This window comes from Actinomadura sp. 7K507 (assembly GCF_004348425.1).
Taxonomy (GTDB): domain Bacteria; phylum Actinomycetota; class Actinomycetes; order Streptosporangiales; family Streptosporangiaceae; genus Spirillospora.
The window spans coordinates 1-23,185 of sequence record NZ_SMKK01000155.1 but is presented as its reverse complement, the minus strand read 5'-3'; the positions used below and the strand labels follow the sequence as shown (position 1 = coordinate 23,185).

The 23,185-nt window shown below is 73.1% G+C and carries 21 protein-coding genes and 1 pseudogene; 12 read left to right on the top strand and 10 right to left on the bottom strand.

Translation table 11 applies throughout. The features are described 5' to 3' along the window. Positions 1–83 precede the first annotated feature (83 nt). Positions 84–1,181 carry an ABC transporter substrate-binding protein gene (locus E1285_RS29575; protein WP_132157842.1) on the bottom strand — a complete coding sequence of 366 codons (1,098 nt, stop codon included), beginning with the start codon at positions 1,179–1,181 and terminating at the stop codon, positions 84–86. Positions 1,182–1,369: 188 nt separating this feature from the next. On the opposite strand from E1285_RS29575, the gene E1285_RS29570 reads away from it, so the two are divergent. Continuing rightward, entirely contained in the window at positions 1,370–2,122 is a 753-nt protein-coding gene (locus E1285_RS29570; RefSeq protein WP_243723128.1) for a crotonase/enoyl-CoA hydratase family protein, read from the top strand. Positions 2,123–2,167: 45 nt separating this feature from the next. After that, positions 2,168–3,073: a LysR family transcriptional regulator gene (locus tag E1285_RS29565; protein ID WP_132157840.1), complete on the top strand. Its 906-nt coding sequence runs from the start codon at positions 2,168–2,170 to the stop codon at positions 3,071–3,073. Here E1285_RS29565 and E1285_RS29560 read toward each other — a convergent pair. Next, on the bottom strand, positions 2,987–3,892 hold the full coding sequence (locus tag E1285_RS29560; protein ID WP_132157839.1) for a LysR family transcriptional regulator: 906 nt from the start codon (positions 3,890–3,892) through the stop codon (positions 2,987–2,989). The genes E1285_RS29565 and E1285_RS29560 overlap by 87 nt on opposite strands. 140 nt (positions 3,893–4,032) lie before the next feature. On the opposite strand from E1285_RS29560, the gene E1285_RS29555 reads away from it, so the two are divergent. The 5 genes from E1285_RS29555 to E1285_RS29535 all read left to right on the top strand — a co-directional run bounded on the left by E1285_RS29555 (position 4,033) and on the right by E1285_RS29535 (position 9,878). Further along, positions 4,033–4,839, top strand: a complete 807-nt coding sequence (locus E1285_RS29555) for an enoyl-CoA hydratase-related protein (protein WP_132157838.1) — start codon at positions 4,033–4,035, stop codon at positions 4,837–4,839. Positions 4,840–4,847: 8 nt separating this feature from the next. Further along, positions 4,848–6,800, top strand: a complete 1,953-nt coding sequence (locus tag E1285_RS29550) for an acetate--CoA ligase family protein (protein ID WP_132157837.1) — start codon at positions 4,848–4,850, stop codon at positions 6,798–6,800. Next, positions 6,797–8,026: an acyl-CoA dehydrogenase family protein gene (locus E1285_RS29545; RefSeq protein WP_132157836.1), complete on the top strand. Its 1,230-nt coding sequence runs from the start codon at positions 6,797–6,799 to the stop codon at positions 8,024–8,026. Before E1285_RS29550 ends, E1285_RS29545 begins: the two co-directional genes overlap by 4 nt. After that, positions 8,023–9,048, top strand: coding sequence for an acyl-CoA dehydrogenase family protein (locus tag E1285_RS29540; RefSeq protein WP_132157835.1), 1,026 nt, complete (start codon positions 8,023–8,025; stop codon positions 9,046–9,048). Before E1285_RS29545 ends, E1285_RS29540 begins: the two co-directional genes overlap by 4 nt. Before the next feature lie 80 nt (positions 9,049–9,128). Then, positions 9,129–9,878: an IclR family transcriptional regulator gene (locus E1285_RS29535; RefSeq protein ID WP_165966808.1), complete on the top strand. Its 750-nt coding sequence runs from the start codon at positions 9,129–9,131 to the stop codon at positions 9,876–9,878. A gap of 6 nt (positions 9,879–9,884) precedes the next feature. Here E1285_RS29535 and E1285_RS29530 read toward each other — a convergent pair whose 3' ends face one another. From E1285_RS29530 to E1285_RS29500, 7 genes are all read right to left on the bottom strand, one after another. Beyond that, positions 9,885–11,054: an acyl-CoA dehydrogenase family protein gene (locus E1285_RS29530; protein ID WP_132157832.1), complete on the bottom strand. Its 1,170-nt coding sequence runs from the start codon at positions 11,052–11,054 to the stop codon at positions 9,885–9,887. A gap of 1 nt (position 11,055) precedes the next feature. Beyond that, positions 11,056–12,366: an acyl-CoA dehydrogenase family protein gene (locus E1285_RS29525; RefSeq protein ID WP_207946915.1), complete on the bottom strand. Its 1,311-nt coding sequence runs from the start codon at positions 12,364–12,366 to the stop codon at positions 11,056–11,058. Positions 12,367–12,410: 44 nt separating this feature from the next. Beyond that, positions 12,411–13,190: an SDR family NAD(P)-dependent oxidoreductase gene (locus E1285_RS29520; protein WP_132157830.1), complete on the bottom strand. Its 780-nt coding sequence runs from the start codon at positions 13,188–13,190 to the stop codon at positions 12,411–12,413. Positions 13,191–13,226: 36 nt separating this feature from the next. Continuing rightward, complete coding sequence (locus tag E1285_RS29515; protein ID WP_132157828.1) at positions 13,227–14,414, bottom strand: thiolase family protein; 1,188 nt, start codon at positions 14,412–14,414, stop codon at positions 13,227–13,229. 3 nt (positions 14,415–14,417) lie between these two features. Next, on the bottom strand, positions 14,418–15,644 hold the full coding sequence (locus tag E1285_RS29510) for an acyl-CoA dehydrogenase family protein (protein WP_132157826.1): 1,227 nt from the start codon (positions 15,642–15,644) through the stop codon (positions 14,418–14,420). A gap of 122 nt (positions 15,645–15,766) precedes the next feature. Continuing rightward, complete coding sequence (locus E1285_RS29505; protein ID WP_132157824.1) at positions 15,767–16,639, bottom strand: ABC transporter permease; 873 nt, start codon at positions 16,637–16,639, stop codon at positions 15,767–15,769. Further along, on the bottom strand, positions 16,636–17,469 hold the full coding sequence (locus E1285_RS29500) for an ABC transporter ATP-binding protein (protein WP_132157822.1): 834 nt from the start codon (positions 17,467–17,469) through the stop codon (positions 16,636–16,638). Before E1285_RS29500 ends, E1285_RS29505 begins: the two co-directional genes overlap by 4 nt. Before the next feature lie 124 nt (positions 17,470–17,593). Between E1285_RS29500 and E1285_RS29495 the strand changes: the two genes are divergently transcribed. The 4 genes and pseudogenes from E1285_RS29495 to E1285_RS29480 all read left to right on the top strand — a co-directional run. Beyond that, positions 17,594–18,541: an LLM class flavin-dependent oxidoreductase gene (locus E1285_RS29495; protein ID WP_132157820.1), complete on the top strand. Its 948-nt coding sequence runs from the start codon at positions 17,594–17,596 to the stop codon at positions 18,539–18,541. A gap of 69 nt (positions 18,542–18,610) precedes the next feature. Beyond that, on the top strand, positions 18,611–19,405 hold the full coding sequence (locus E1285_RS29490) for an enoyl-CoA hydratase-related protein (RefSeq protein WP_207946914.1): 795 nt from the start codon (positions 18,611–18,613) through the stop codon (positions 19,403–19,405). Between the two features lie 60 nt (positions 19,406–19,465). Then, entirely contained in the window at positions 19,466–20,611 is a 1,146-nt protein-coding gene (locus E1285_RS29485) for an acyl-CoA dehydrogenase family protein (protein ID WP_132157818.1), read from the top strand. 21 nt (positions 20,612–20,632) lie between these two features. Continuing rightward, a pseudogene (locus E1285_RS29480) lies at positions 20,633–21,457 on the top strand (LysR family transcriptional regulator); the annotation flags it as partial. Here the strand turns inward: E1285_RS29480 and E1285_RS47670 are convergent. Further along, complete coding sequence (locus E1285_RS47670) at positions 21,453–22,385, bottom strand: LysR family transcriptional regulator (protein WP_279510103.1); 933 nt, start codon at positions 22,383–22,385, stop codon at positions 21,453–21,455. The pseudogene E1285_RS29480 and the gene E1285_RS47670 sit on opposite strands and share 5 nt — an antisense overlap. A 117-nt stretch (positions 22,386–22,502) precedes the next feature. On the opposite strand from E1285_RS47670, the gene E1285_RS29470 reads away from it, so the two are divergent. Further along, positions 22,503–23,185, top strand: a 683-nt coding sequence (locus E1285_RS29470; protein WP_207946913.1) for an SDR family NAD(P)-dependent oxidoreductase, incomplete at its 3' end; no start/stop codon positions are given.

The following is a 23,185-nucleotide window of genomic DNA, read 5'->3' as shown; positions in this document are numbered from 1 at the left end:
TCCTGGGCTCGGGTCGCATTCATCTCGGTGTTCGTGCGGTGATCAGTTGCCGCGACGCCCGGCGGCCGGTGGGGCGCCTGAGCTCATTTGACGACGGAGTCGCAACTTCCCGCGGCTTCGGTGATCCGGGTGTCCATGAGCTTCGCGGTGTCGAGCGGCTTGTCGTACTCCAACTCGCCGCGCTTCAGGGCGAACGCCTGCAGGTCGTCGGCGAACTTCTCCGTCCCGTCCATCGAGAACTTCGGGTTGAAGACGAGGAGGGCCGAGTTCTCGATCGTGGACTTGTCGACCTCCTCGGCCGCCGCGAGCAGGCGCACCGTCTCGGGGTTCTTGCGGTAGTCGCCGTCGAGGTGCTTCGCGGTGACCTTGCTGAGCACCTGGGTGAACTTGACGGCGAGCTCGGGCCGGTCGAGGAGCGACCGGCCGGCCATGATGGCGGTACCGGTCACGCCGGGCTCGTAGCCCGCGATCGGGACGAGGTCGGGGTCCTTGGCGGCCTCGACCTCGAGTGGAGCGGAGATCCAGGCGGCCGAGACCGCACCGTTCGTGAGTCCGCTCAGCGCGTCGGGGCCGACGAGCGGCTGGGTGAGCTTCACGTCCTTGAGGCCCAGCCCCACCTTCTTCAGCGCGTTGTCGAGGATCAGGCCGCTCACGCCGGAGCCGCCGGTGGGAGTGCTGACGTCGGCTCCCTTGAGCTTGGTCAGGTCGGGGGAGGTGGCGCTGCCGACGACGTCCTTGTGGGACCAGTAGCCGGGGACCGGGGTGCCCGCCGGGATCTTCTGCTGGTTGTCCATTGGCACGATCCAGCGAACGTCGACTCCGTCGTTCAGGGTGTTGAAGTGGGACGTGCTCAGCGAGGTCATCTGCGCGTCGAGCTGACCGCGGGCGACCAGCGGCAGCGATTCGGCGCTCGGGATCTTCTCGATCTGGACGTCGACGCCGGCCTCCTTGAACGCCCCGGTCTCGATCCCGAGGAGGAGCGGCGCGAACACGGCGAGCGGGGAGCTCATGCCGATCTTGATCGTGCCCTCGGTGTCGGCGGTCGGGCAGATCTCCGCCGCCGACTTGTCGTCCGCGCCGCTGTCGGCGCCCTGGGGGCTGCTGCAGGCGGCCAGGGAACCCGACAGCGCCAGCAGGGCGGCAGCGGCCGCGGTCACCGAACGGGCAGGAACTCGACGCATCGTGGTCCCTCTCCTTATCCTCGCTGATTTCTTCTGATGGAACTTTATTCCACTGTATGCAATCCTGTGACCATGGTCACTGCCCTGTCAAGACCTGTGCCGACATTCCGCCGCCTTCACCCAGGAGGAGACCGCCCGTGAACGACCCCCACGCCGCCGCGACGACCGACCCGCGCGAAACACCCGAGGTGCTCGTCCAGGACCGGGAGGGCGTGCTCGTCATCACCCTCAACCGGCCGCAGGCGAAGAACGCCATGACCCAGACCATGGCGCGGCTCGTCGCGGCCGCCCTCGACCGGCTCGACGACGAACCGGCCCTGCGTACCGCCGTGATCACCGGCAGCGGAGGCAGCTTCTGCGCGGGCATGGACCTCAAGGGCTTCCTGCGCGGCGAGCGGCCGAGCGTCCCGGGACGCGGCTTCGGCGGGGTGGCGGCGGCACCGCCCCGCAAGCCGCTCATCGCCGCGGTGGAGGGGTGGGCCCTGGCCGGCGGCTTCGAGCTCGTCCTCGCCTGCGACCTGGTCGTCGCGGCGTCGACGGCGCGGTTCGGCATCCCCGAGGTGAAGCGCGGCCTGGTCGCCGCGGCCGGCGGCCTGCACCGCCTGCCGGACCGGCTGCCCGAGGTCGTCGCCATGGAGCTGGCGCTGACCGGCGACCCGGTGGGGGCCGAGCGGCTGCACGCCCTCGGCCTGGTCAGCACGCTGGCGGACGAGGGAGGAGCACTCGACGCCGCCCTGACCCTCGCCCAGAGGATCGCCGCCAACGGACCCCTGGCGGTCGCCGCGAGCAAGCAGATCATCGTCGAGTCCCGCGCCTGGCCGCGCGAGGAGCGGTTCACCCGCCAGCAGCCGTACGTCGACGAGGTGTTCGCCTCGAACGACGCCCAGGAAGGCGCGCGCGCCTTCACCGAGAAGCGGCCCGCCGACTGGACCGGCAGCTGAATCCCGGTACCGCGCGGGTCCGGGCCGGGTGGCTAGGCTGCCGCCGTGGAGCTCCACCAGCTGCGGGCCTTCCTGAGCGTCCGCGACACCGGCAGCGCGACGGCCGCCGCCGCACGGCTCGGCGTCCGGCAGTCGACGGTGTCGGCCGCGATCCGCGCCCTGGAGCAGGAGCTCGCCGCACAGCTGTTCCACCGCGTCGGCCGCGGGATGTCGCCGACGCCGGCGGGCCACGCCCTGGTCGGGCCGGCGCGCCGCATCCTGCGCGACTGCGAGCAGGCCGGGGAGACCCTGGCCGCGGCCGGGCAGGGCGGCCGGCTGGAGCTCGCGGCCCTGTCGACCGTGGTCAGCGGCCCGTTCTCGTCGCTCGTCTCGGCGTGGCTCGGCGCCGCGCCGGGACGCGCGGTCCGGGTGCACGACCTCGACCGCGAGGACGCGGTGGCCGAGGTCCTGACCGGAGGCACCGCGGAGATCGTCTGCACCCGGCTGCCCGTTTCCCCGCCGGTGGACGGCGCGCTGACGGTGCTGCCGATCGGCTCGTGGGGGTGGCAGGTCGCCTTCCCCCCGCGATCCGGAGCCGTCCCGGAACGCGCGGTGACGATGCGGGAGCTGTCCGCCGTACCGACCGTGCTGGTCGCGGCGGGTCGCAGCTCGGCCCTGGAGCGAGCCACGGCCCGGACTCCGCTGTCCGCCGCCGTGGTCGCCGACCAGCGTGAGGCCCGTACCTCGTTGATGCTGGCCGGGGTGGGCGCCACGATCGTCGGCCCCCGGCTCGCCGTGGACGCGGCGGCCGCCGGCGCGCACGTGCGACCGCTGGACCCGCCGTTCACCCAGTCGGTCGGGCTGGTCTTCGACCCGGACCGGCTCTCACCGGTCGCCCGAGGTTTCGTCGCGGCCGCGGGCGAGTTCGTCGCGGCCGCGGGCGAGTCCGACGAGGGCGGCGCCGGCGGGTGAGAGCGCCTGCTCGCGCCAGACCAGGTGGGCGTCCCGCCACAGCGGCGGGTCGAGCGAGCGGACCGACGCCCAGGGCATGACGGCCCGCGCCGTGTCCCGGCCGACGAACGCCGCGACCGTGCCGTCCCTGACCAGCTCCCACAGCATCGCCCGGTGGGCGCACTGGGCCCGGACCCGGCCCGCCATCGACGCCACGGCCGTCGCGACGGCGCTCGCGGAGTCGAGATCCGAGGTGACCACCCCGAGGTCGAGGTCCGCGACCCGTGCCCGCGCGACCGGCTCCGCCAGCCCCGCGGCGAACTCCGGACTCGCCGCCAGCACGATCTCCTCGGCACCGAGATCGCACCGGTCCCATCCCGTGTCCGGCGGGACGACGTCGGCCACGCCAAGCTCGGCCCGGCCCGAGCGCACCAGGTCGAAGGTTCCGGCCGCGGTGCCCGCGTCCCGGACGTGTACCTCGAGTCCGGGGTGCCGCCCGCGGAGCGCCGCGACTAGGGGGGTCAGCGGGTGAACCGCGAGCGTGGTCGACGTGGCGACGACCAGCCGGCCGACCTCGAGGCTGGTCACCTGCCGGACCCGTTCCCCGGCGCCGTCGGCCTCGGCGATCACCTGGCGCGCCAGGGCGGCCAGCCGCGCGCCGGCGGCCGTGGGAACGGCGCGCCGCCCGGACCGGTCGAAGAGCCCGACGCCGAGCTCGTCCTCTAGCCGGCGCATGGCGAGGGAGAGCGACGGCTGGCTCACGAACAGGACGCGTGCGGCCTGGGTGATGCCGCCCTCGTCGACGACCGCGACGAAGTAGCGCAGCGTCCGGAGGTCCATGGCCGCTCAGCCTAGCCAGGCATAGGAAGCATCGATGGGACCTGCGAAAAAGAGGTCTTTGCGCATATGCCTCCCTGGGAGCCACAGTGGGAGCCGAGACCCCCTACAGCCCCACACGCTCGCAGAACACCGGAGAACCCATGACCGAACGCCACGTCACCGTCGAGCGGCAGGGCCGTGTCGGCCTGGTCTTCCTGGACCGCCCGGACCGCCGCAACTCCTACACCCCGCTGATGGCCCTCCAGTTGCAGGAGGCGCTGGTCGCCTTCGACGCCGACCCGGAGGTCTCGGTGGTCGTGGTGAGCGGGCGCGGCGAGCACTTCGGCGTCGGCGCGGACCTCGACATGAACTGGCGCGACGAGAAGACCCACGGCGTCGAGACCCTGTCCGAGCCGGAGAAGGCGCCGTGGAACCTGAGCACGCCGATCATCGCGGCCATCAACGGTGACGCCATCGGCGTCAGCCTCACCTGGGCGATGCAGGCAGACATCCGCGTCGTGGCCGACTCGGCCCGCCTGGCCTTCTCCTTCAACCGGGTCGGCATCATGCCCGACCGCGGCTCGACCTGGCTCCTGCCCCGGCTGGCGGGCTTCGGCGTCGCGATGGACCTGCTGCTGACCGGCCGCACGATCGACGGCGCCGAGTTCGAGCGCCGCGGCCTGGCGACCCACATCGCCGCGCCGGAGGACGTGCTGGAGGCCGCCGTCGGCCTCGCGACCGACATGGCCGAGCGCTGCGCGCCGGTGTCGATGACCGCGACCAAGCGGCTCATGTACGAGTTCCAGGAGTCGACCGACCGGGTCGCGGCGTACAACCGCGAGCGCCGCGTCCTGACCTGGATCCGCACCTGCGGCGAGACGCTGCGGGGCATCGCGGCCTTCAAGGAGAAGCGCGCGCCCGAGTGGGGCACCACCAAGCACACCCGCGTCCCCGCCGACCTCCGATGAGGGCGGACGTGACGGAGCGGGCCGGCGTGCGGGTCCCCGACCTGCGCGCCCTGCTCTCCCCCGCCACCGTCGCCGTCATCGGCGGCACGTCGCGCGAGACGGGCCTCGGCGCCCGCACCCTGCGGCACCTGCGCGAGGCGCGGTTCGGCGGCGAGGTACTGACACCCGGCCCGCGGGACGGTCTCGACCGGGACGTGGACGTCGCGCTGCTCTGCGTGCCGGCCGCCGCCGCCCAGGAGGTGCTCGACCGGATCGACGGGCGCGCCGCGTTCGCCGTCGTGTTCGCCTCCGGCTTCGAGGAGACCGGCGGCCGGCCGCTGACCACCACCCGGGGCACCGTCGTCCTAGGCCCGAACACCGTCGGGCTCTACCACGCGCCCGACCGCGCGCTGCTGACCTTCGCCCAGGCCTTCGACAGCCTCGTCGACTGCCGGCACGGGAGCGGCGCCTTCCTCGTCTCCCAGAGCGGCGCCTTCGGCGCCCGCGTCGTCACGGCGGCCGCCCGGTACGGCTTCCACCTCGACGGCTTCATCGGCAGCGGCAACGAGGTCCACCTGGACGCCTGCACCCTGGCCCGGGGCGTACTCGCCGCGGCCGAGCCCCGGGTCCTTCTCCTCTATCTGGAGGGGATCCGCGACGCGGACGCGCTGCAGGCCCTGCTGGCCGATGCGGAGCGCCGCCGCGTCCCGGTCGTGTGCCTGCTCGGCGGCCTCTCCGAGGCGGGCTCCACCGCGGCCGCCTCCCACACCGCCGCGGTGAGCACGGACACCGCGGTGACCCGCGAACTGTTCGAGGCGTACGGCGCCACCCTCGTCGGTTCCGACCGCGAGCTCGTGCTCACCGGGCTGGGCCTCTCCCTGATGGGCCGCGCCGCAGGACGTCGTACCGGCATCGTCACGGGCTCCGGCGGAGCCGGAGTCGTCGCCGCCGATCTGCTCAGCGGCGTCGGTCTCGAGGTCCCGGCCCTCAGCGCCGGCCTCCAGGAGCGGTTGATGGCGCACCTGCCGGGCATCGCCTCTGCCCGCAACCCCGTCGACGTGACCGCGCAGACGATCGGCGACGACGCGACGCTCGAGAAGGTCTGCACGACGCTGCGCGAGAGCGGCGAGGTCGATCTCGTCATCGTGATCGGCCGCGAGAACCAGGCCGCCGCCGCGGGCGCGCACGCCGGTGCCGCGCCGCCCACGGTCGTGGCCACGCTCGACCGGGAACCGGCCAGTGTCAGACCGCTCATCGAGGCCGGCGAGGTCGTCCTCCCCGACCTCGACTCGGCGTGCCGGGTCCTCGCGTCCTGTGCGCCACCGAGGTCGGCCGCCGGCGCCGGGTTCCGGCCGGTCGCCGCCGGCTCCGGCTCCCTCGACTCCGACCCGACCGCGTCCGAGAGCCTGCGGCTCGTCGCCGGCGCCGGCGTGGAGCCGGCCGGCTGGGGCACCGCGGCCACGGTCGCCGAGGTGCTGGCCCACGGCGCAGATCTCGGCTGGCCGGTCGTCCTCAAGTCCGACGTCGCGGCCGGCGTCCACAAGGCCCGCGCCGGCGGGGTCCGGCTCGACGTCACCGCGGACACCGCCCGCGAGGTCGCCGCCGAACTCCTCGCGAACGGTGTCCCGCTCATCGTGGCGCGCCAGCTCCGCGCGTCGATGGAGCTGTTCGCCGGCGTCCGGCGCGACCCCCAGTGGGGGCTGGTCGTCTCGGCGGGCCTCGGCGGCGCCCACGTCGAGCTGCTGGACCGCACGGTCGCGATGCCGGCGGCCCTCGGAGCCGAGCACTTCGCCCGGCGGCTCGCGGCGGAGCTGTTCGACCGCGTGCCGGGACGCTACGACGGGCTGGCGGCGGGGCTCGCCGCGGCCGCGTTCGCCCTCGCCGGACTCGCGGGCCGCACCGGTGCCGCGCTCGTCGAGTGCAACCCGCTCGGGGTCGTGGACGGCCGGATCGTCGCCCTCGACGCCAGGGTCGTGCGATGAGCGCCGCGCTGCAACTGGAGGAGCTGCTGCGGCGGGTGCTGCCCGCGCGCTGGACCGAGCTGGTCGACGGCGGCGACCGCGAGGGCCTGGCCGACCACCTCGCCGGCCTGGACGCCGGGCTGACCGCCGATCTGGTCCGTACCGTCGCGGCCGACGGCTGGCTCGTCCCGGAGTGGCCGGCCCGCCTGGGCGGACGCGCGCTGTCCGCCGACGAGACGGTCGACGTCCGCCGGACCCTCGCCCGCTGGCGGGTGGGCACGGTGGAGAGCGCCATCGGCACCGGCTGGGTCGGACCCGCGATCCTCAGGTTCGCCGGCGACGACGTCGCCGCCGAGCTGCTCCCCCCGATCGCGCGCAACGAGGTGCTCTGGTGCCAGCTCTTCAGCGAGCCCGAGGCCGGTTCCGACCTGGCCTCGGTCCGGACCCGCGCCCGCCGCGACGGCGACCGGTGGCGCCTCACCGGCCGCAAGACCTGGACCAGCCGCGCCGACCGGGCCGGCTGGGGCCTCGCGGTCGCCCGTACCGACATCGACGTGCCCAAGCACGCCGGCCTGACCTGCTTCCTCGTGGACCTCTCGGCGCCCGGCGTCCAGGTCCGGCCGATCCTGCAGATGACCGGCGACGCGGAGTTCTTCGAGGTCACCCTCGATGACGTCGCGGTACCGGACCGGTACCGCCTCGGTGAGGCGGGCCAGGGCTGGGAGGTCGTGCGCACGGTGCTCCAGCTGGAGCGCATGGCCGGCTCGGGGGCGGGCGCCGCCACCCCCGGCTCCGTCGTCGGCCGCACCGTCGACGAGCTCGTCGCCGAACGCCTGCCGGGGGCCGACGCCGTCCAGGCCGACGCGATCGTGCGCCTTTACGTCGAGTCCCAGGCGATCGCGATGAACAACCGGCGCAACGCGCTCCACCGTTCGGAAGGGCTGCCTCCGGTGGCGAACGGCACGCCGTACAACAAGGTCCTGCAGGCCGAGCACACCAAGCGCCTCCAGCGCGGCATCCTCGGCGGCGCCGGGCTCGGCGCGGTCGCGCACGCCCCCGGCGACCGCGCTCGCTCGTACGACGCCTGGGCCTTCCTGCGCGTGCAGCCGAAGACCATCGCCGGCGGAACCTCCGAGGTGCTCCGCGACCAGATCGCCGAGCGCGCCCTCGGCATGCCGCGCGGAGCGGACCCGAGCAAGACCGTCTCCTGGCGCGAGTTCACCGGCTCCCAGGGAGGGAACGCATGAAGCTGGCGTCCACCGAGCAGGCGGACTTCGCCGAGAGCGTCGGCGCCCTGCTGCGCAAGCGCGACCCGCTGGAGCGGATGCGCCACGCGCCGGGGCCCCGGAGGTTCGACGCCGGGCTCTGGTCCGAGCTGACGGACAACGGGCTCCTCGAACCGGCCGAGGCCGGTGACGTGGTCACCGCATGCCTGGTCGCCGAGGCCCTGGGCCGGGCCGCCGCTCCCCTGCCGTTCCTGAGCGCCTCGGTCGCGGGCGCGCTCGTCGCGGCGGGCGGTGGGGAGGTCGCCGGCCTGGCGACGTACGGGCTCCTGGCCGATGACGGCACCTGGACCGCCCCCGCGCTCGAGATGCGCGACGGCCTGGTCCACGGCACCCTTCCGTTCGTGCCGGACGCGGACATCGCCGATGTCGTCGTGGCGGCCGTGCGGGCGCCGGAGGGGCGTCGCCTCGCACTGGTACGGACGGGAGACACCGCCGTCGAACCGCTGGAGAACCTCGACGCCACCCAGCCGCTCGCCCGGGTGGTCTGCGGCGCCTCCCCCGCCACTCTGCTGCCGGCCGGTGGCGACGCCCTGACCGCCGCGATCGGGGAGGCGCGCCTGCTCGCGCTGGCCCTGCACAGCGCCACGCTGCTGGGGCTGGCGTCCTGGCTGCTCGACACCACCGTCGAGTACGCCGGTCAGCGGGTCCAGTTCGGCATGCCGATCGCCGCGCGGCAGGCCGTCAAGCACCGGTGCGCGAGCATGCTGGTCCAGGTCGAGTCCATCCGTTCGATGGTGCTCGAACTGGCGGACGGCATCGAGACGGGCGCCGGCGACCGCGCCCTCGTCGCCGCGACCACGATGGCCTGGACGGCGGAGGCCGTCGAGGAGGTCGCCGGCGGCGCCCTCCAACTGCACGGCGGCATCGGCTTCACCTGGGAGCACGACCTGCACCACTACTTCAAGCGCTGCACCGTCGGCGCCCTGCTTCTGGGCACGGCCGGCCACCACCGCGCGAAGATCGCCGCCACACTCACCGTCTGACCTGCAATTGGATTCGACTGAGCAGAATTCCCGGTAAGCTCCAGGAGGAACCGTCCAGAAAAACTTCAGGAGGCCGGGCAGTGGCCGAGGGTTCGATCGCACGGACGCTGCGGGTGCTCGAGGCGGTCTGCGACCACGGTCCGCAGACCCTCAAGGTGCTCAGCGAGCGCACCGAACTGGCGCCTCCGACGCTGCTGCGGATCCTGCGCCTGATGGCGGACGAGGGCTACGTCGTGCAGCAGGCCGACCGGACCTGGCGCGGGACGATGCTGGTCTGGCGGCTCGGCTGCGCGGTCAACACCTCGGTCGGCACCCTGGCCATCTCCCGCGAGCACACCGACCGGCTGACCGCCGAGCTGGACGAGACCTCGGTCTACGCCGTCTACGAGCAGGGCGCGGTGACCTACGCGGCCCACTCGGAGCCGATCAAGCCGGTCCGGGCGCACGTGCGCCTCGGCCAGCGCTACCGGCTCCTCCAGGTCACCACCGGCCAGGCCGTGCTCGCGCAGCTCGACGAGTCGTTCGTCGAGCGGGCCATCGCCGAGCAGGCGGCGAGCGGCGACCCCCGCGACCCCGGGGAGGTCGAGACCATGCTGGCCGAGATCCGGCGGCGCGGCTACGCCGCCGGGCGCGGGACGCGATGGCCCGAGCTGTGGGGATGCGCCGCGCCCGTCTTCGACGCCACCGGAGACGTCGTGGGCGCGCTCGGCGCGTCCATTCCGACCTCGCGCGCCGAGGTGATCAGCGACGAGGTCATCGCGGGCGTGCTGCGGGAGGCGGATGCCATGAGCACCCGCCTCGGCCGGCCGGCGGTCGTCCGGGAGGTCTGACCGGGATCAGGTCAGCTGGAGCGTGCGGGCGATGATGCCCTTCATCACCTCGCTGGTCCCGCCGTAGATGCGGGCTACCCGCGCGTCGGCGTACATCCGGCAGATGTCCTGTTCCCAGACGTAGCCGTAGCCGCCGTGCATCTGCAGGCAGGCATCGGCCACACGGCCGTGGAGCTCGGTGCAGAACAGCTTGACCTGGGCCGCCGCTGCGGGGGCAAGCTCGCCACGCTCGTGCCGGGCCATGGCCTGGTCGAGGAGCGCCTGGCCCGCCGTGATCTGCGTCGCCTGCTCGGCAAGGACGAACTTGGTGTTCTGGAAAGCGCCGAGCTGCCGGCCGAAAACCTCCCGGTCGCGGACGTAATCGCAGGTCAGGTCCAGCGCCGCGACGGCCTGGGCCTGCGAGTTGACCGCGATGGACAGCCGCTCCTGGGCCAGGTGGGAGGACAGGTAGCGGAACGCCTGGCCCTCCTCACCGAGCACGTTGGCCGCGGGTACGCGCACGTCGTCGAAGAAGAGCTCGGTCGTGTCCTGCGCCTTGAGGCCGAGCTTGTCGAGCTTGGCGCCGCGGGTGAAGCCCGGCATGCCCGCCTCGACGACGACGATGGTCAGCCCGGCACGGCGGTCGTCGTCGGACGACGAGGAGCGGGCGACCACGAGGACCAGGTCCGCCTGCGCGCCACCGGTGATGAACGTCTTCACACCGTTGAGGATCCAGTCGGACCCGTCGCGGCGCAGCGTCGTGCGCATGCCGGCCAGGTCGGAGCCCGTGCCCGGTTCGGTCATGGCGATCGACGTCATCAGCTCGCCGCTCGCCATCCCGGGAAGCCAGCGGCGCTTCTGCTCATCGGTCGCGAGGGACAGCACGTACGGCGTGACCACGTCGGTGTGCACGCGCAGGGAGCCCAGGGTCACCCGCTCGTAGGCGACCTGCTCGGTCACGACGCAGTTGAAGAGGAAGCCGTCCTGGCCGCCGCCGCCGTACTCCTCCGGGATCTGCAGCCCGGCCAGGCCGAGCTTTCCGGCGGACCGGTAGACGTCCCGGTCCACCATCCCCGCGGCCTCGAACCCGGCGACGCGCGGTGCCACGTCGTTGCGCAGGAAGGCGCCGACCATGTCGCCGAAGTCCCGGTGCTCGTCACCGTAGGCCGTCCGATCCAGCTGGGGTCGCAGGGCCATGTCACTTCCTCCGCTGGCTGCCGCTGACGCCGAGCACCTGCGCACCGAGCACGTTGCGCATCACCTCGGGCGTCCCGCCGCCCATCACGAGGCCGCGCCCGTCCCGGAAGTAGCGCTCCACCGGCCAGCGGCGCGAGTAGCCGCGAGCGCCGTGGACGCCGATGGCCGAGTTGGTGACGCGCTGCACCATCTCGCTGCTGTGCAGCTTGGCCATGAGGGTCTCCGTCTGGTCCGGGAAGCCCCCGTCGCCGCTGCGGGCGGCCCGCCACACCAGCATGCGCGAGACGTGCACGTCCAGCGCCATGTCGGCGATCTTCCACTGCAGCCCCTGGAACTCCGCGAGCGGGCGGCCGAACTGGCGGCGGGCGTTGAGGTGGCCGACGCTCGCGTCGAGGGCGGCCTGGCCGAGCCCCGTGCACATGGCGGCGTTGCCGCACCGCTCTGGGTTGAACTGGTTGACGAGGATGCCGGTGCCCCTCTTGGAGTGCTCCTCGGGCAGCACCAGGACGTCCTCCGGGTCGATGCGCACGTTGTCGAACTGCACCATGCACTCGGCGACGCCCCGGATCCCCATCTTGGGGTCGATGTGGAACTCGCCCATCCCGTCGGACCGCCCGGTGAGCACCACGGCACCGATTCCGTAGGGACCCTCGGTACCGGCCAGGCGGGCGAACACGATGATGGTGTCGGCGACGTGGCCACCGGTGATCCAGCACTTGGTGCCCGTCAGCCGGAACCCGTCGCCGTCCGGGGTCAGGGTGGCCCGGAGGTCGGTGCCGGCGCTGCCCGCGCCCGGCTCGCTCATGGCGATGGCGAAGTGGTTCGTGCCGTCGGCCACCCCGGGGAGCAGCCGGTCCTTCATCTCCTGCGTACCGAGCACGCTGATCGCGCGCCACGGGCCGTTCAGGAACGGCTGGACCGACATCGCGGTGCTCAGGCACGCGCGGGCCAGCTCCTCGACCACGATGCATCCCTCGAGCAGGCTCTCGCCCTGGCCGCCGTACTGCTCCGGGATCGTGAGCCCGACGAGTCCGGTCTCCAGGACGGCCTCGAAGGTCTTGCGCGGGAACTCCTCGGTCTCGTCCCAGTGGGCGGCCATTGGACGGAGCTCGCGGACGGCCACCTCGCGGGCCAGTTCCCGGATCTCGCGCTGGCGCGGTGTGAGCTCTGCCCACATGCCGTCGTCCTGCGGCTCCGGGTCGAGCCCTGCCGGGTCCCAGACGTCGCGGGCGACGTCGAACATCGACTCCTGCCCTGGCAGGCCGTCCCCCGTCGGGGGGCCGTCTGCGGGAGTCGTGGCGTCGACGCTCATGGAAGGTTTCCTTTCAGAGGGAGCGGGCGGAGATGCGGGCGGCGTCATCGGGGGCCCATCCGGATGGCGCCGTCGAGACGGATCGTCTCGCCGTTGAGCATGGGGTTGGCGACGACGTGGGCGGCCAGGGACGCGAAGTCCTCGGGGTCGCCCAGGCGCGCCGGGTGCGGGATCGACGCGGCCAGGCGGCCCCGGACCTCCTCCGGCACCCGGGAGAGGATCGGGGTGTCGAACAGGCCCGGCGCGATCGTGTTGACGCGGACGTGGTTGCGGGCCAGGTCACGGGCGGCGACGATGGTCATGCCGACCACACCCGCCTTGGAGGCGGCGTAGGGCAGCTGCCCGATCTGCCCCTCCCAGGCCGCGACCGAGGCGGTGAGCACGCACGCGCCGCGCTCGCCGTCGGGTAGGTCGTCGAGGGGGACCATCGCCGCCGCCGCGTGGCGCAGCACGTTGAAGGTCCCGATCAGGTTGGTCTGGATCACGTCCTGGAACCGCTCCATGGAGCCCGGCGTGCCGTCCTTCTCGACCACCCGGACGGGCCCGCCCCGGCCGGCGCAGTGCACGAGTGCGCGGAGCTCGCCGAGTTCGGTCGCGGCCCGCACGGCGGCCTCGACCTGGTCGGAGTCGGTCACGTCGGCCGCGGCGAACCGCATCTGTCCCCCGGCGGTCGCGCCGAGCTCCTCGGCGACGAGCTCGCCGCCGCTGCTCTCCAGGTCGAGGAGGACGACGTGCGCCCCGGCAGCGGCCAGCCGCCGCGCGGTCGCCCGGCCCAGGCCGGACGCCGCCCCGGTGACGAGTGCCGCCTTGCCCCGGATGTCCATTCGTTGTGCCCTTCGTGTCGTCGGTGGCGTGCGCCGTCAGGCGATCCGCTCCAGGACGGTCGCGTTCGCGAGGCCGCCGGCCTCGCACATGGTCTGGAGACCGCGGGTGCCACCGGTCTGCTCCAGGTGGTTGAGGAGGGTGACGAAGATGCGGCATCCGCTCGCGCCGAGCGGATGGCCGAGCGCGATCGCGCCGCCGCGCGGGTTCAGGCGGGCGGGATCGGCGCCGAACTCCCTGGCCCAGGCGAGCGGGACGGAGGCGAACGCCTCGTTGACCTCGAAGGAGTCGAAGTCGTCGAGTCCGAGGCCGGTGCGCTCCAGGATCCGCCGGGTCGCCGGTATGGGGCCGGTCAGCATCATCTCGGGGTCGTCGCCGACGACGGACGAGCCGGTGATGCGTGCGCGCGGGGTGAGGCCGAGCCGCCCGGCCTTCTCCGCGCTCATCAGCAGCACGGCCGCCGACCCGTCGGTGAGCTGGGAGCTGTTTCCCGCGGTGACCGACCAGGTGCGGCCCGGCAGGAGGTCGGCGTAGTCCTCGGACTCGAAGGCGGCCTTGAGGCCGGCGAGGCCTTCGACCGTGGTGGCCGGGCGGATGGTCTCGTCGGCGGTCACCTTCGCGCCGCCGGGGAGGGTGACCGGGACGATCTCGTCGTCGAAGCCGCCGGACTCGGCGGTGGCCTGCGCCCGCCGGTGGGATGCTTCGGAGAGCCGGTCCTGCTCCTCGCGGGTGATGCCCCAGGTCTCGGCGACCCGTTCGGCCGCGACGCCCTGCGGGACCAGGCGGAAGCGCCCGGCGACGCCGGGGCCCCAGGGGTCCTGCTCGATGCGGGCGACGCCCATCGGGACGCGGCTCATCGACTCGACCCCCGCCGCGATGGCGACGTCGTGCATGCCCATCGCGATGCCCTGGGCGGCGAACTCGATCGCCTGCTGCCCCGAGCCGCACTTGCGCTCGACGGTGGTGGACGGGACATGGACGGGGAAGCCCGCGGAGAGCCAGGCCATCCGGCCGGGCGTCGCGGACTGCTCACCGGCCTGGCTGACGCAGCCCACGATGACGTCACCGACGATGCCGGGGTCGATGGACGTCCGCGAGACGAGGTGGGTGAGGGTCTGGGCGAGGAGCTCGACGGGGTGGAGGCCGCTCAGCGCGCCCCCCGGCTTGCCCTTGCCCATCGGGGTGCGGCACCCGTCGACGATGACGACCTCACGAAGCTCGGCCATGGCTCACGCCTCCTTTCCGTTGGCGGCGGCCTTGCGCGCCGGACGCTGGTCGAAGGAGCGCCCGAGCAGCTCGGAGGCGATGCGGGTGCGCTGGATGTTGGGGGTGCCGCCGGCGAGCGCCCAGCCGTGCGCGTCCCTGTGCATCCGCTCCAGGCCGTACTCCTCGGTGTAGCCGTTCGCGCCGTGCAGCATCATCGCCATGTCGGTGACCCGCTTGGCCATCTCGTTGGCGGCGCACTTGGCGAGCGAGACGTGCAGGGTGCTCGGGGCGCCGGCGTCGACCCCGGCCACCGCGCGGTCGCGGAGCATGCGCACCGACTCGACCTCCAGGAGCATGTCCGCGAGGCCGACTTGCACCGCCTGGAAGTCCGCGATGGGCCGGCCGAACTGCTCGCGCTCCTGGACGTAGGCGATGGTCTTGTCCAGGGCGGCCTGCCCCAGTGCGAGGCTCATCGTGGTGTTGCCGAGTCGTTCGATGGAGAACATCGAGAACAGGTCGCGGAAGCCGTCGGGAGGCCGGGCGACGATGTTCTCGACCGGGACCTCCACGTCGTCGAGGATCACGTCCGCTGACGGCAGGCCCCGGAAGCCCATCAGCCGCTCCCGGGCCCCGAACGAGACGCCCTCGCGGTCGGCCTCGACGATCACCGCGCCGATGCCCTTGGCGCCCGGGGCGTCGCCCATCCGGCAGTAGACGAGGTAGCGGTCGGCGTCTCCGCCGTTGGAGATCCAGCGCTTCAGTCCGCGCACCACGACGGTGTCGCCCTTGATCTCCGCGCGGGTGACCATGTCGGTGGCGGCCGATCCGGCGTCCGGCTCGGAGATGCCGATGGCCATGGCGTTGTCGCCGCTGATCACGCCGGGCAGGAACCGCCGCTTCTGCTCCTCGGTGCCGAGCCGCACCAGGTGCTGCGCCGGTCCGACGTTGGCCTCGAAGACCTGGAAGGCCGCCGGCGGCCATACCTTCGCCAGCTCCTCGACCACGGTGAGGGCTTCGGCGAACGTCCCGCCGGCGCCTCCGTACTCCTCGGGCAGGGTGATGCCCAGCCATCCGAGGGACCCCAGGTAGCGCCGCTCGTCATGGGTGATGGCGGTCCGGTCGCGGTCCCACCGCTCGACGTGGGGCGCGTAGCGCTTCTCCGCGACCTGGCGGGCGATCTCGCGCAGCTCGGACACGTCGGCCGGCTGGGCGGCCGGGCCGGTCGGCCGCGGCTCGATTGGTGTGGTCATGCGATGTGCTGCTTTCCCGTCTGCGGGCAGCGCAGGTCCTCCCGGCGCTCGTCGCCGAACGCGGGGGGTCCTGCGTGGTGGATGGAAGTGTGCTGCGAGGCGGCTCTGGTCAGCGGCTCTGGTCAGCGGCTCTGGGCGTACTCGCTGTCCGCCCAGCGCGTCACGCGGGAGCCGAGCGCTCCGACGAGTCCGCCGAACAGGACCCCGACGATCGAGATGGTCACGATGCCGACGTACATGCGGTCGGGGACGAAGACCTGCCAGGCGTGCCAGGTGTAGTAGCCGAGTCCCTCGTGGGCGTTGACGAACTCGACGGCGATGACCAGCAGCATGGAGATGCCCGAGGCGAGCTTGAGGCTGGAGACGATCTGCGGCGTGATCGCCGGAACGATCATCCAGCGGAACCGCTGGCCGGGCGACAGGTCGTAGGACCGCGCGACCTCGTGGAACGCGGTGGGGATCATCATCGCGGCCGACAGCGTGGTGAAGGCGACGATGTAGAACGTGCCGAGGGAGATGAAGACCAGCTTGGGCACCTCACCGAGCCCGAAGAGGAGCAGGAACAGCGGCAGCAGCGCCAGCTTCGGAATGACGTAGAGCGCGCGGATCAGGGGTTCGAGCATCCAGCGCAGGATCTTCACCTGGCTCATCAGCAGGGCGATGAGTATCCCGGCCAGCGATCCGACGACGTAGCCGGTCACCAGCCGGAAGATGGTGATCTTCAGCTCGGACCAGAGCAGTCCGCTCGCCAGGTCCTCCTGCGCCTTCACCGCCACCGCGCTCGGCTGGCTGAAGAAGCGGGCGTCGACCCATCCCGACCGCGCCGAGATCTCCCAGGCGACGAGCACGCCGACCGGGAGCACGAGGCCGAGCACGAGCCGCAGGACGCCGTCGCGCCTCGCCTCGTACGCCGTCGACCGCTGCTTGGGCTCGGGCCGGCGCTCGACCCAGTCGTCCTCTTTCCCGGGGGCGCTCTTGTCCATCTCCACGATCATTGAACGACCTCCTCGACCGTCTCGATGTCCCCTTTGAGGTCGGCCCAGAGTTCTTCCTCGAGCCGGCCGAATTCCGGGTCCTTCCTCAGCTCCGCCGTCCGCGGGCGCGAGAACGGGACGTCCGCGATGCGGCGCATGCGTCCCGGACGGGCCGACATCAGGGCGATCCGGTCGGAGAGGAGGATCGCCTCGTCGAGGTTGTGGGTGACGAAGAAGACCGTGTAGCTGTGCTCGCGGACGATGGCGAGGAGTTCCTCTTGCAGCACCTTGCGCAGTTGCGCGTCGAGCGCCGCGAAGGGCTCGTCCATCAGCAGGATCTCGGGCTCGACGACGAACGCGCGAGCCAGGGCGACGCGCTGCTTCATGCCGCCGGACAGGTTGCCCGGGAGCACCTTCTCGAACCCGGCCAGGCCGACCCGCTCGATCCACTCCTGCGAGCGGCGGCGCGCCTCGGTGCGGTCCACCCCGGCGGCGTCGAGCCCGAGGCGCACGTTCGCCTCGACCGAGCGCCAGGGAAAGATCGAGTACTCCTGGAACACGGGCGCGACGAGCGGCCGGTCCCGGTGCTCGCGGTTGATCCGGACGACTCCGTCCGTGGGCTTCTGCAACCCCGCGAGGACCCGCAGCAGCGTCGACTTCCCGCAGCCCGACGGCCCGGCGACCGAGAGGAACTCGCCGCGCCCGACGGTCAGGTCGACGTTGTCGAGGGCGACGACGTCCTCCCGGCCGCGACGGCGGTACCGGTAGGACAGCCCCTCGATGCGGATCTTGTCTGGGATCGGCGCGACGTCGCCCGCCGGGGGCGACTCGGAGCGCACGGCCTCAGTCATAGGGCCCCTCTCAGCATCGTCACGACTGCGATTCGATTGAGTGGAATTCAATTCCTCTGGTATGAATCATCTGCGTGATCCGAGGCTGTGTCAAGCGTCGGTGCCCGACGGAGAGGACTGAACCGTGCGCTTGTGCGCCAACTGGCTCCCGCTATCCCTCGACCTGACCAGGGAGGTGGCCGCACGGTGCGAGGCGGCCGGCCTGTGGGGCATCGGGATCGGCGACTCCCCCAACTACGCGGAGCTCTACTCCGCCTGCGCCGACGCGCTCAGGGCGACGTCCTCGCTGGTCGTGAGCACCAGCGTGACCAACCCCGTGACCCGGCACTGGTCGGTGCACGCGGGCGCCGTGCGCGCCCTGGCCTCCGCCCACCCCGGCCGGTTCCGCCTGGGGTTCGGCCGAGGCGACTCGGCCGTGCACACCTTCGGCCTCCGGCCCGCGTCCCTGGCCGAACTCGAGCGGTTCGGCAACTCGGTGGCCGATTCCGCGCGGGCGGCCGGCGTCGATCCCTTCCTGCTCCTCGCGGCCAGCGGTCCCGCGACCGCGCGCGCCGCCGGGCGCGTGGCCGACGGGGTCATCGCCGGCGTCGGCGGTGACCCCGCCGCCCTCCGCACGATCCGCGAGCGCGCGAACGCCGCCCGCGACGCCGCCGCCGCCCCGCTCGAGACCTGGGCATCGGTCCGGATCGCCATCGGACGGGACGACACCGAGGTGCGCGACCTGCGGCGGCGCCTCGTCCCGCGCGCGGTGAGCGCGTCGCACTTCGCCTTCGCGTCGACCTTCGAGGGCAAGAACGTGCCCCCGGAGTACGCCGGCGTGCTGGCCGAGCGCTACGCGACCTACGACTACGGCTCGCACGGCCGCTCCGGAGCGACCTCGAACGCGACGATGTTCGCCGACCGGCCCGACATCGAGGACTACCTGCTCGACCGCTTCGCCGTCGTGGGGCGCGCGGACGACTGCCGGGCCCGGCTTGAGGAGCTGTCGGCGCACGTCGACGGCATCTACCTGTCGCTGCTCTTCGAGGACGCCCTGCCCCAGATCGACCGGATCGGCGCGATGCTCACATAGGCAGGGGACTCCCCCGGGTTCGGCGGCAGGTCTTGGTCCGCGGACGCCGCGGCACCCTTGAATGACGGCGTGAAGCAGGAGAGCAGTCCCGGCAACGAGGTGCGACTCGCCTTCGAGGGACCCGTGGCCACCATCACGATCGACCGCCCGGACGTCCGCAACGCGATGAACCGGGATACCTGGGCCGTCCTGGCCGACCACCTGGGAACGGTCACCCGGTCGGAGGCGCGCGTGCTGGTGCTCACCGGAGCGGGCGGCCACTTCTGCGCGGGAGCCGACACCTCGGCGCGGCGGCGCACCGACCTGCACCCCCTGGACCGCCTCGGCCACGTCACCGCACCGCTGGTCGCCCTCCAGGAGCTGCCGCTCCCGGTCGTGGCGAAGGTCGACGGTCCCGCCGTGGGCGCCGGCCTGAGCCTGGCGCTGTCGGCGGACCTGGTCGTGGCCACGACCAGGTCCCGGTTCGGAACCGCGTTCTCGCGCCGCGGGCTCTCGCTCGACACCGGGTCGTCGTGGTCGCTTCCCCGGGTCGTCGGCCTGCAGACGGCCAAGCGGCTCGCCTACCTGGCCGAGACGCTCGACGCCGAGGAGGCCCACCGGCTCGGCCTGGTGACCTGGCTCGTCCCACCCGGCGAGGTCGGCCCGTTCACCGACGACCTGGCGCTGCGCCTCGCCGCGGCCCCGCCCGTCGCCCTGCGGCTCGACAAGGAGCTGCTCGACCGCTCCCACGAGCGGTCGTTCCGGGAGGCCGTCGCGGCCGAGAACATCGCCCAGGTGGTCAACGTGGGGACCGACTCCCCGACCGCCCGGGAGGCGCTCGCCCGGGGCGAACGCCCCACCTTCACCGGCCGCTGGCGCGGTTGACCCGCCCCGAGCAACCCGGTCCCGAGCAAACCCGGTCCCGAGCAACCAAGGAGACATGCGATGCAGACGCCGATCTACCACGCGGAGCACGAGGCCTTCCGGCAGTCGGTGCGGGCATTCCTCGAAAAGGAGGTCGTCCCGCACTTCCCCGACTGGGAGGCGGCCGGGCGCGTCCCGCACGAGATCTACCAGAAGCTGGGGGACCTCGGAATGCTCGGCCTCCGCGTGCCGGCCGAGTACGGCGGCGGTGGCGAGGACGGCTTCCTCTACTCGTCGGTGTGGTCGGAGGAGTGCAGCAGGGCGGGCGTCTCCCTCGGCGGCGCGGCGACGCACATGAACCTCGTCATCCCCTACATCCTGCGCCAGGGAACCGAGGAGCAGAAGCGGCGCTGGCTGCCCGACATGGTCGCGGGCCGGCGGATGGGCGCCATCGCGATGACCGAGCCGGGCACCGGCTCGGACCTGGCCGGCATCCGCACGGCGGCGCGGCTCGAAGGCGACCACTGGGTGCTGTCGGGCGGCAAGACGTTCATCACCGGCGGCATCAACGCCGACCTGGTGGTCGTCGTGGCGCGCACCAGCGAGAACGCCGACCGGCGGGTGGGACTCTCCCTCCTCGTCGTCGACACCAACAGCGAGGGCTTCAGCCGGGGCCGCAACCTGGAGAAGATCGGACTCAAGGCCACCGACACGGCCGAACTCTTCTTCGACGACGTCGCCGTCCCGGCGGACGACCTCCTCGGCGAAGAGGGCCAGGCCTTCCGCTACCTCGCGCACAACCTCGTGCAGGAGCGGCTCGGCATCGCCCTCGGCTCCCAGGTGTCGGCCGAGAAGGCACTGCGGATCACGGTCTCCTACGTCAGGGACCGCACGGCGTTCGGCCGGCCCGTGTCGTCCTTCCAGAACACGAAGTTCAAGCTCGCCTCCTGCCACGTGGAGGTGACCGCCGGGCGCGCCCTGCTCGACCAGGCCATGCGCGCGCACGAGGCCGGCGACCTCACCGCCGCCGAGGCGTCCACGGTCAAGGTCTACTGCACCGAGATGCAGAACCGCGTGATCGACCGGTGCCTGCAACTGCACGGCGGGTACGGGTTCATGCGGGAGTTCGAGATCGCCCGCATGTACACCGACTCTCGCATCTCCCGGATCTACGGTGGCACCAACGAGGTCCAGCGCGTCATCATCGCCAAGGCACTGGGCCTGTAGGAGCGAGCGGGGAGGCCGGTCATCGAGCTGCAGCAGCTCCGCTACTTCGTGGCGGTCGCCGAGGCGCAGAGCATCAGCGGCGCGGGGACGACGCTCGACGTGACCCAGTCGACCATCTCCCAGTCCGTGCACGCGCTCGAGAAGGAACTCGGCGCCCTGCTGTTCCACCGGACCGGCCGCGGCATGACGCTGACCTCGGCCGGCCACGGTCTGCTCGGTCCCGCACGCAGGATCCTGCGCGAGACCCGGCAGGCCGAGGCCGCGGTCTCCGCCGGCCCGCGCCGCAGCGCGCCGAGGCTCGACATCGCGGCCCTGCCGCCGGCGCTCAACGGTCCGCTGGCCGAGGTCCTCGCGGCGTTCCTCCGGTCGGACCCCGCGACGGTCGTGCACGTCCACGAGCTCGGCTCGGAGCAGGAAGCCGGCGAGGTGCTCGCCTCCGGAACGGCGGAGGTCGTCGCGACCCGCCTCCCGCTCGACATCGGCCGCACCGGCGACCGGCTCGCGACGCTGCCGCTGGGCACCTACGACGTCTATGTCGCCCATCCCCCCGGCCCCGGGGAGGAGCCGGCCGCCGCCGGCGACGAGCCGCCGATCGGCCTCTCCGAACTGCACGACGTACCGCTCGTCCTGATGCCGCCGCGTCCGATCCTGTCCGCCGGCATGGAGGCGATGATCGAGGAGAGCGCCCCGCACCTCGTCCGGCGTGCCGTCGTCGGGCAGCGGGAGACCCGCACCGCCTGGATGCTGGAGGGCATCGCGGCGACGCTGCTCGGTTCCCGGCGGGCGGTGGAGGCGGCGCGGCGCGGCGCACGCCTGGCCCCGTTGCGCGGGGTCGCCGATCTCACGGTCGGTCTGGCATGGGATCCCCGGACGACGTCGCCGGTGGCGCGCCTCTTCGTGGCCTCCGCGTACGCGGCGACAACGCGATCTCCAGCAGCGCCCGCGCCGCCGGAGCCAATCGCTCCGGGCGATGGGCCAGCCCGACCCGGCGGAACACCGGCGGGTCCAGGGACCTGAGCTCCGCGTCCGGGAGCAGCCGCTCGGCGACGGCGCGCGACACGAAGGTGACCAGGACGTCCTGCTCCACGAGGTCCCACAGCAGCTGGCGCTGCGCACTGCGCAGCCGCGGCTCCCCCAGCACCTCGGCCATGGTCCGCTCACTGGCCGTCCGGCCACCGGGCACCCTTGTGAGCGCGCCCGACGGCAGGCCGGCGACCGACGCGCGCGGCAACGGGTCCGGGAGTCCCGCGGCCAGGCCGGGGCCGGCCGCGATGACCAGCTCCTCCTGCGCCAGCTCGACGGTCGCGAGGGAGGCCGTGTGGACGGGGAGCTCGACCAGCCCGATCTCGGCCGCGCCGTCGCTGATCTCGGCCAGCACGGCCGGGACCGGCCCGGGTTCGGAGACATGCACCCGCAAGCCCGGGTGGGCGTCCAGCAGGCGCTTCACCCAGGGACCGAGCGGATGGATCGCCAGCGTCGAGGCCGCCGCGACGGTGAGGCGCCCGGCGTCGAGCCGCGCCACCCGGTCGACCCGTGCCCGCGCCTCTTCGACCTCGGCGAGGACGGACCGGGCCCGGACCTCGAGTTCGCGGCCGGCGTCGGTGAGCCGCAGGCCCCGCCCCACCCGCTCGAACAGGCTGACCCCGACGCGTTGCTCGAGCGTGCGCAGCGCCTGCGACACCGACGGCTGCGCGACGTACAGGGCCTCCGCGGCGCGGGTGACACCGCCGTGGTCGATGATCGCCACGAAGAACCGGAGCAGCCGCAGGTCCACGCCCACACGTTAGTACGGTCCACCGGCCGCACTGCGGGAGACCCATAGGCTCCGGCACACGCGGCGACCGGGATCAGGTCTTTGTCGGCGATCGCCGCCGGCCGCCAGAGTGCAGCCATGATGACCGTTCCGCTCTCCACCGACGGATCCTGCTCCGGCCGGGTCGCCATCGTGACCGGCGCCGGTCGCGGCCTCGGCGCCGAGTACGCCCGGCGCCTCGCCCGCGCGGGCGCCGCCGTCGTCGTGAACGACCTGGGAGTCGGACTCGACGGCGAGGCCGACGGTACGGCGCCCGCCGGCGAGGTGGCCGCCGAGATCCGCGCGGCCGGGGGGCAGGCCATCGCCAGCGGCCACGACATCTCCTCCTGGGAGGAGGCCGAGCGGCTCGTCCGGCTGGCGGTCGACGCCTTCGGCGACCTCGACGTCCTGGTCAACAACGCCGGGGTGCTGCGCGACCGGACGATCGCCCGCATGGCGGAGGCCGAGTGGGACTCGGTGATCCAGGTGCACCTCAAGGGCACCTTCGCCACCACCCACCACGCCGCGAAGCACTGGCGCGAGCGCCACGGCGAGCACCCCGGGCGCGCGGGCCGCCTGATCAACACGACGTCGGTGTCGGGCCTCTTCGGCAACGCCGGCCAGGCCAACTACTCGGCGGCCAAGGCCGGCATCGCCGCCATGACGATCGTCGCGTCCCTGGAGCTGGGCCGCTACGGCGTCACCGCGAACTGCGTCTCGCCGGGCGCCGCGACCCGGATGACCGCCGCGCTCGGCGGCGACCGCGACCCCGGCGACCCCGC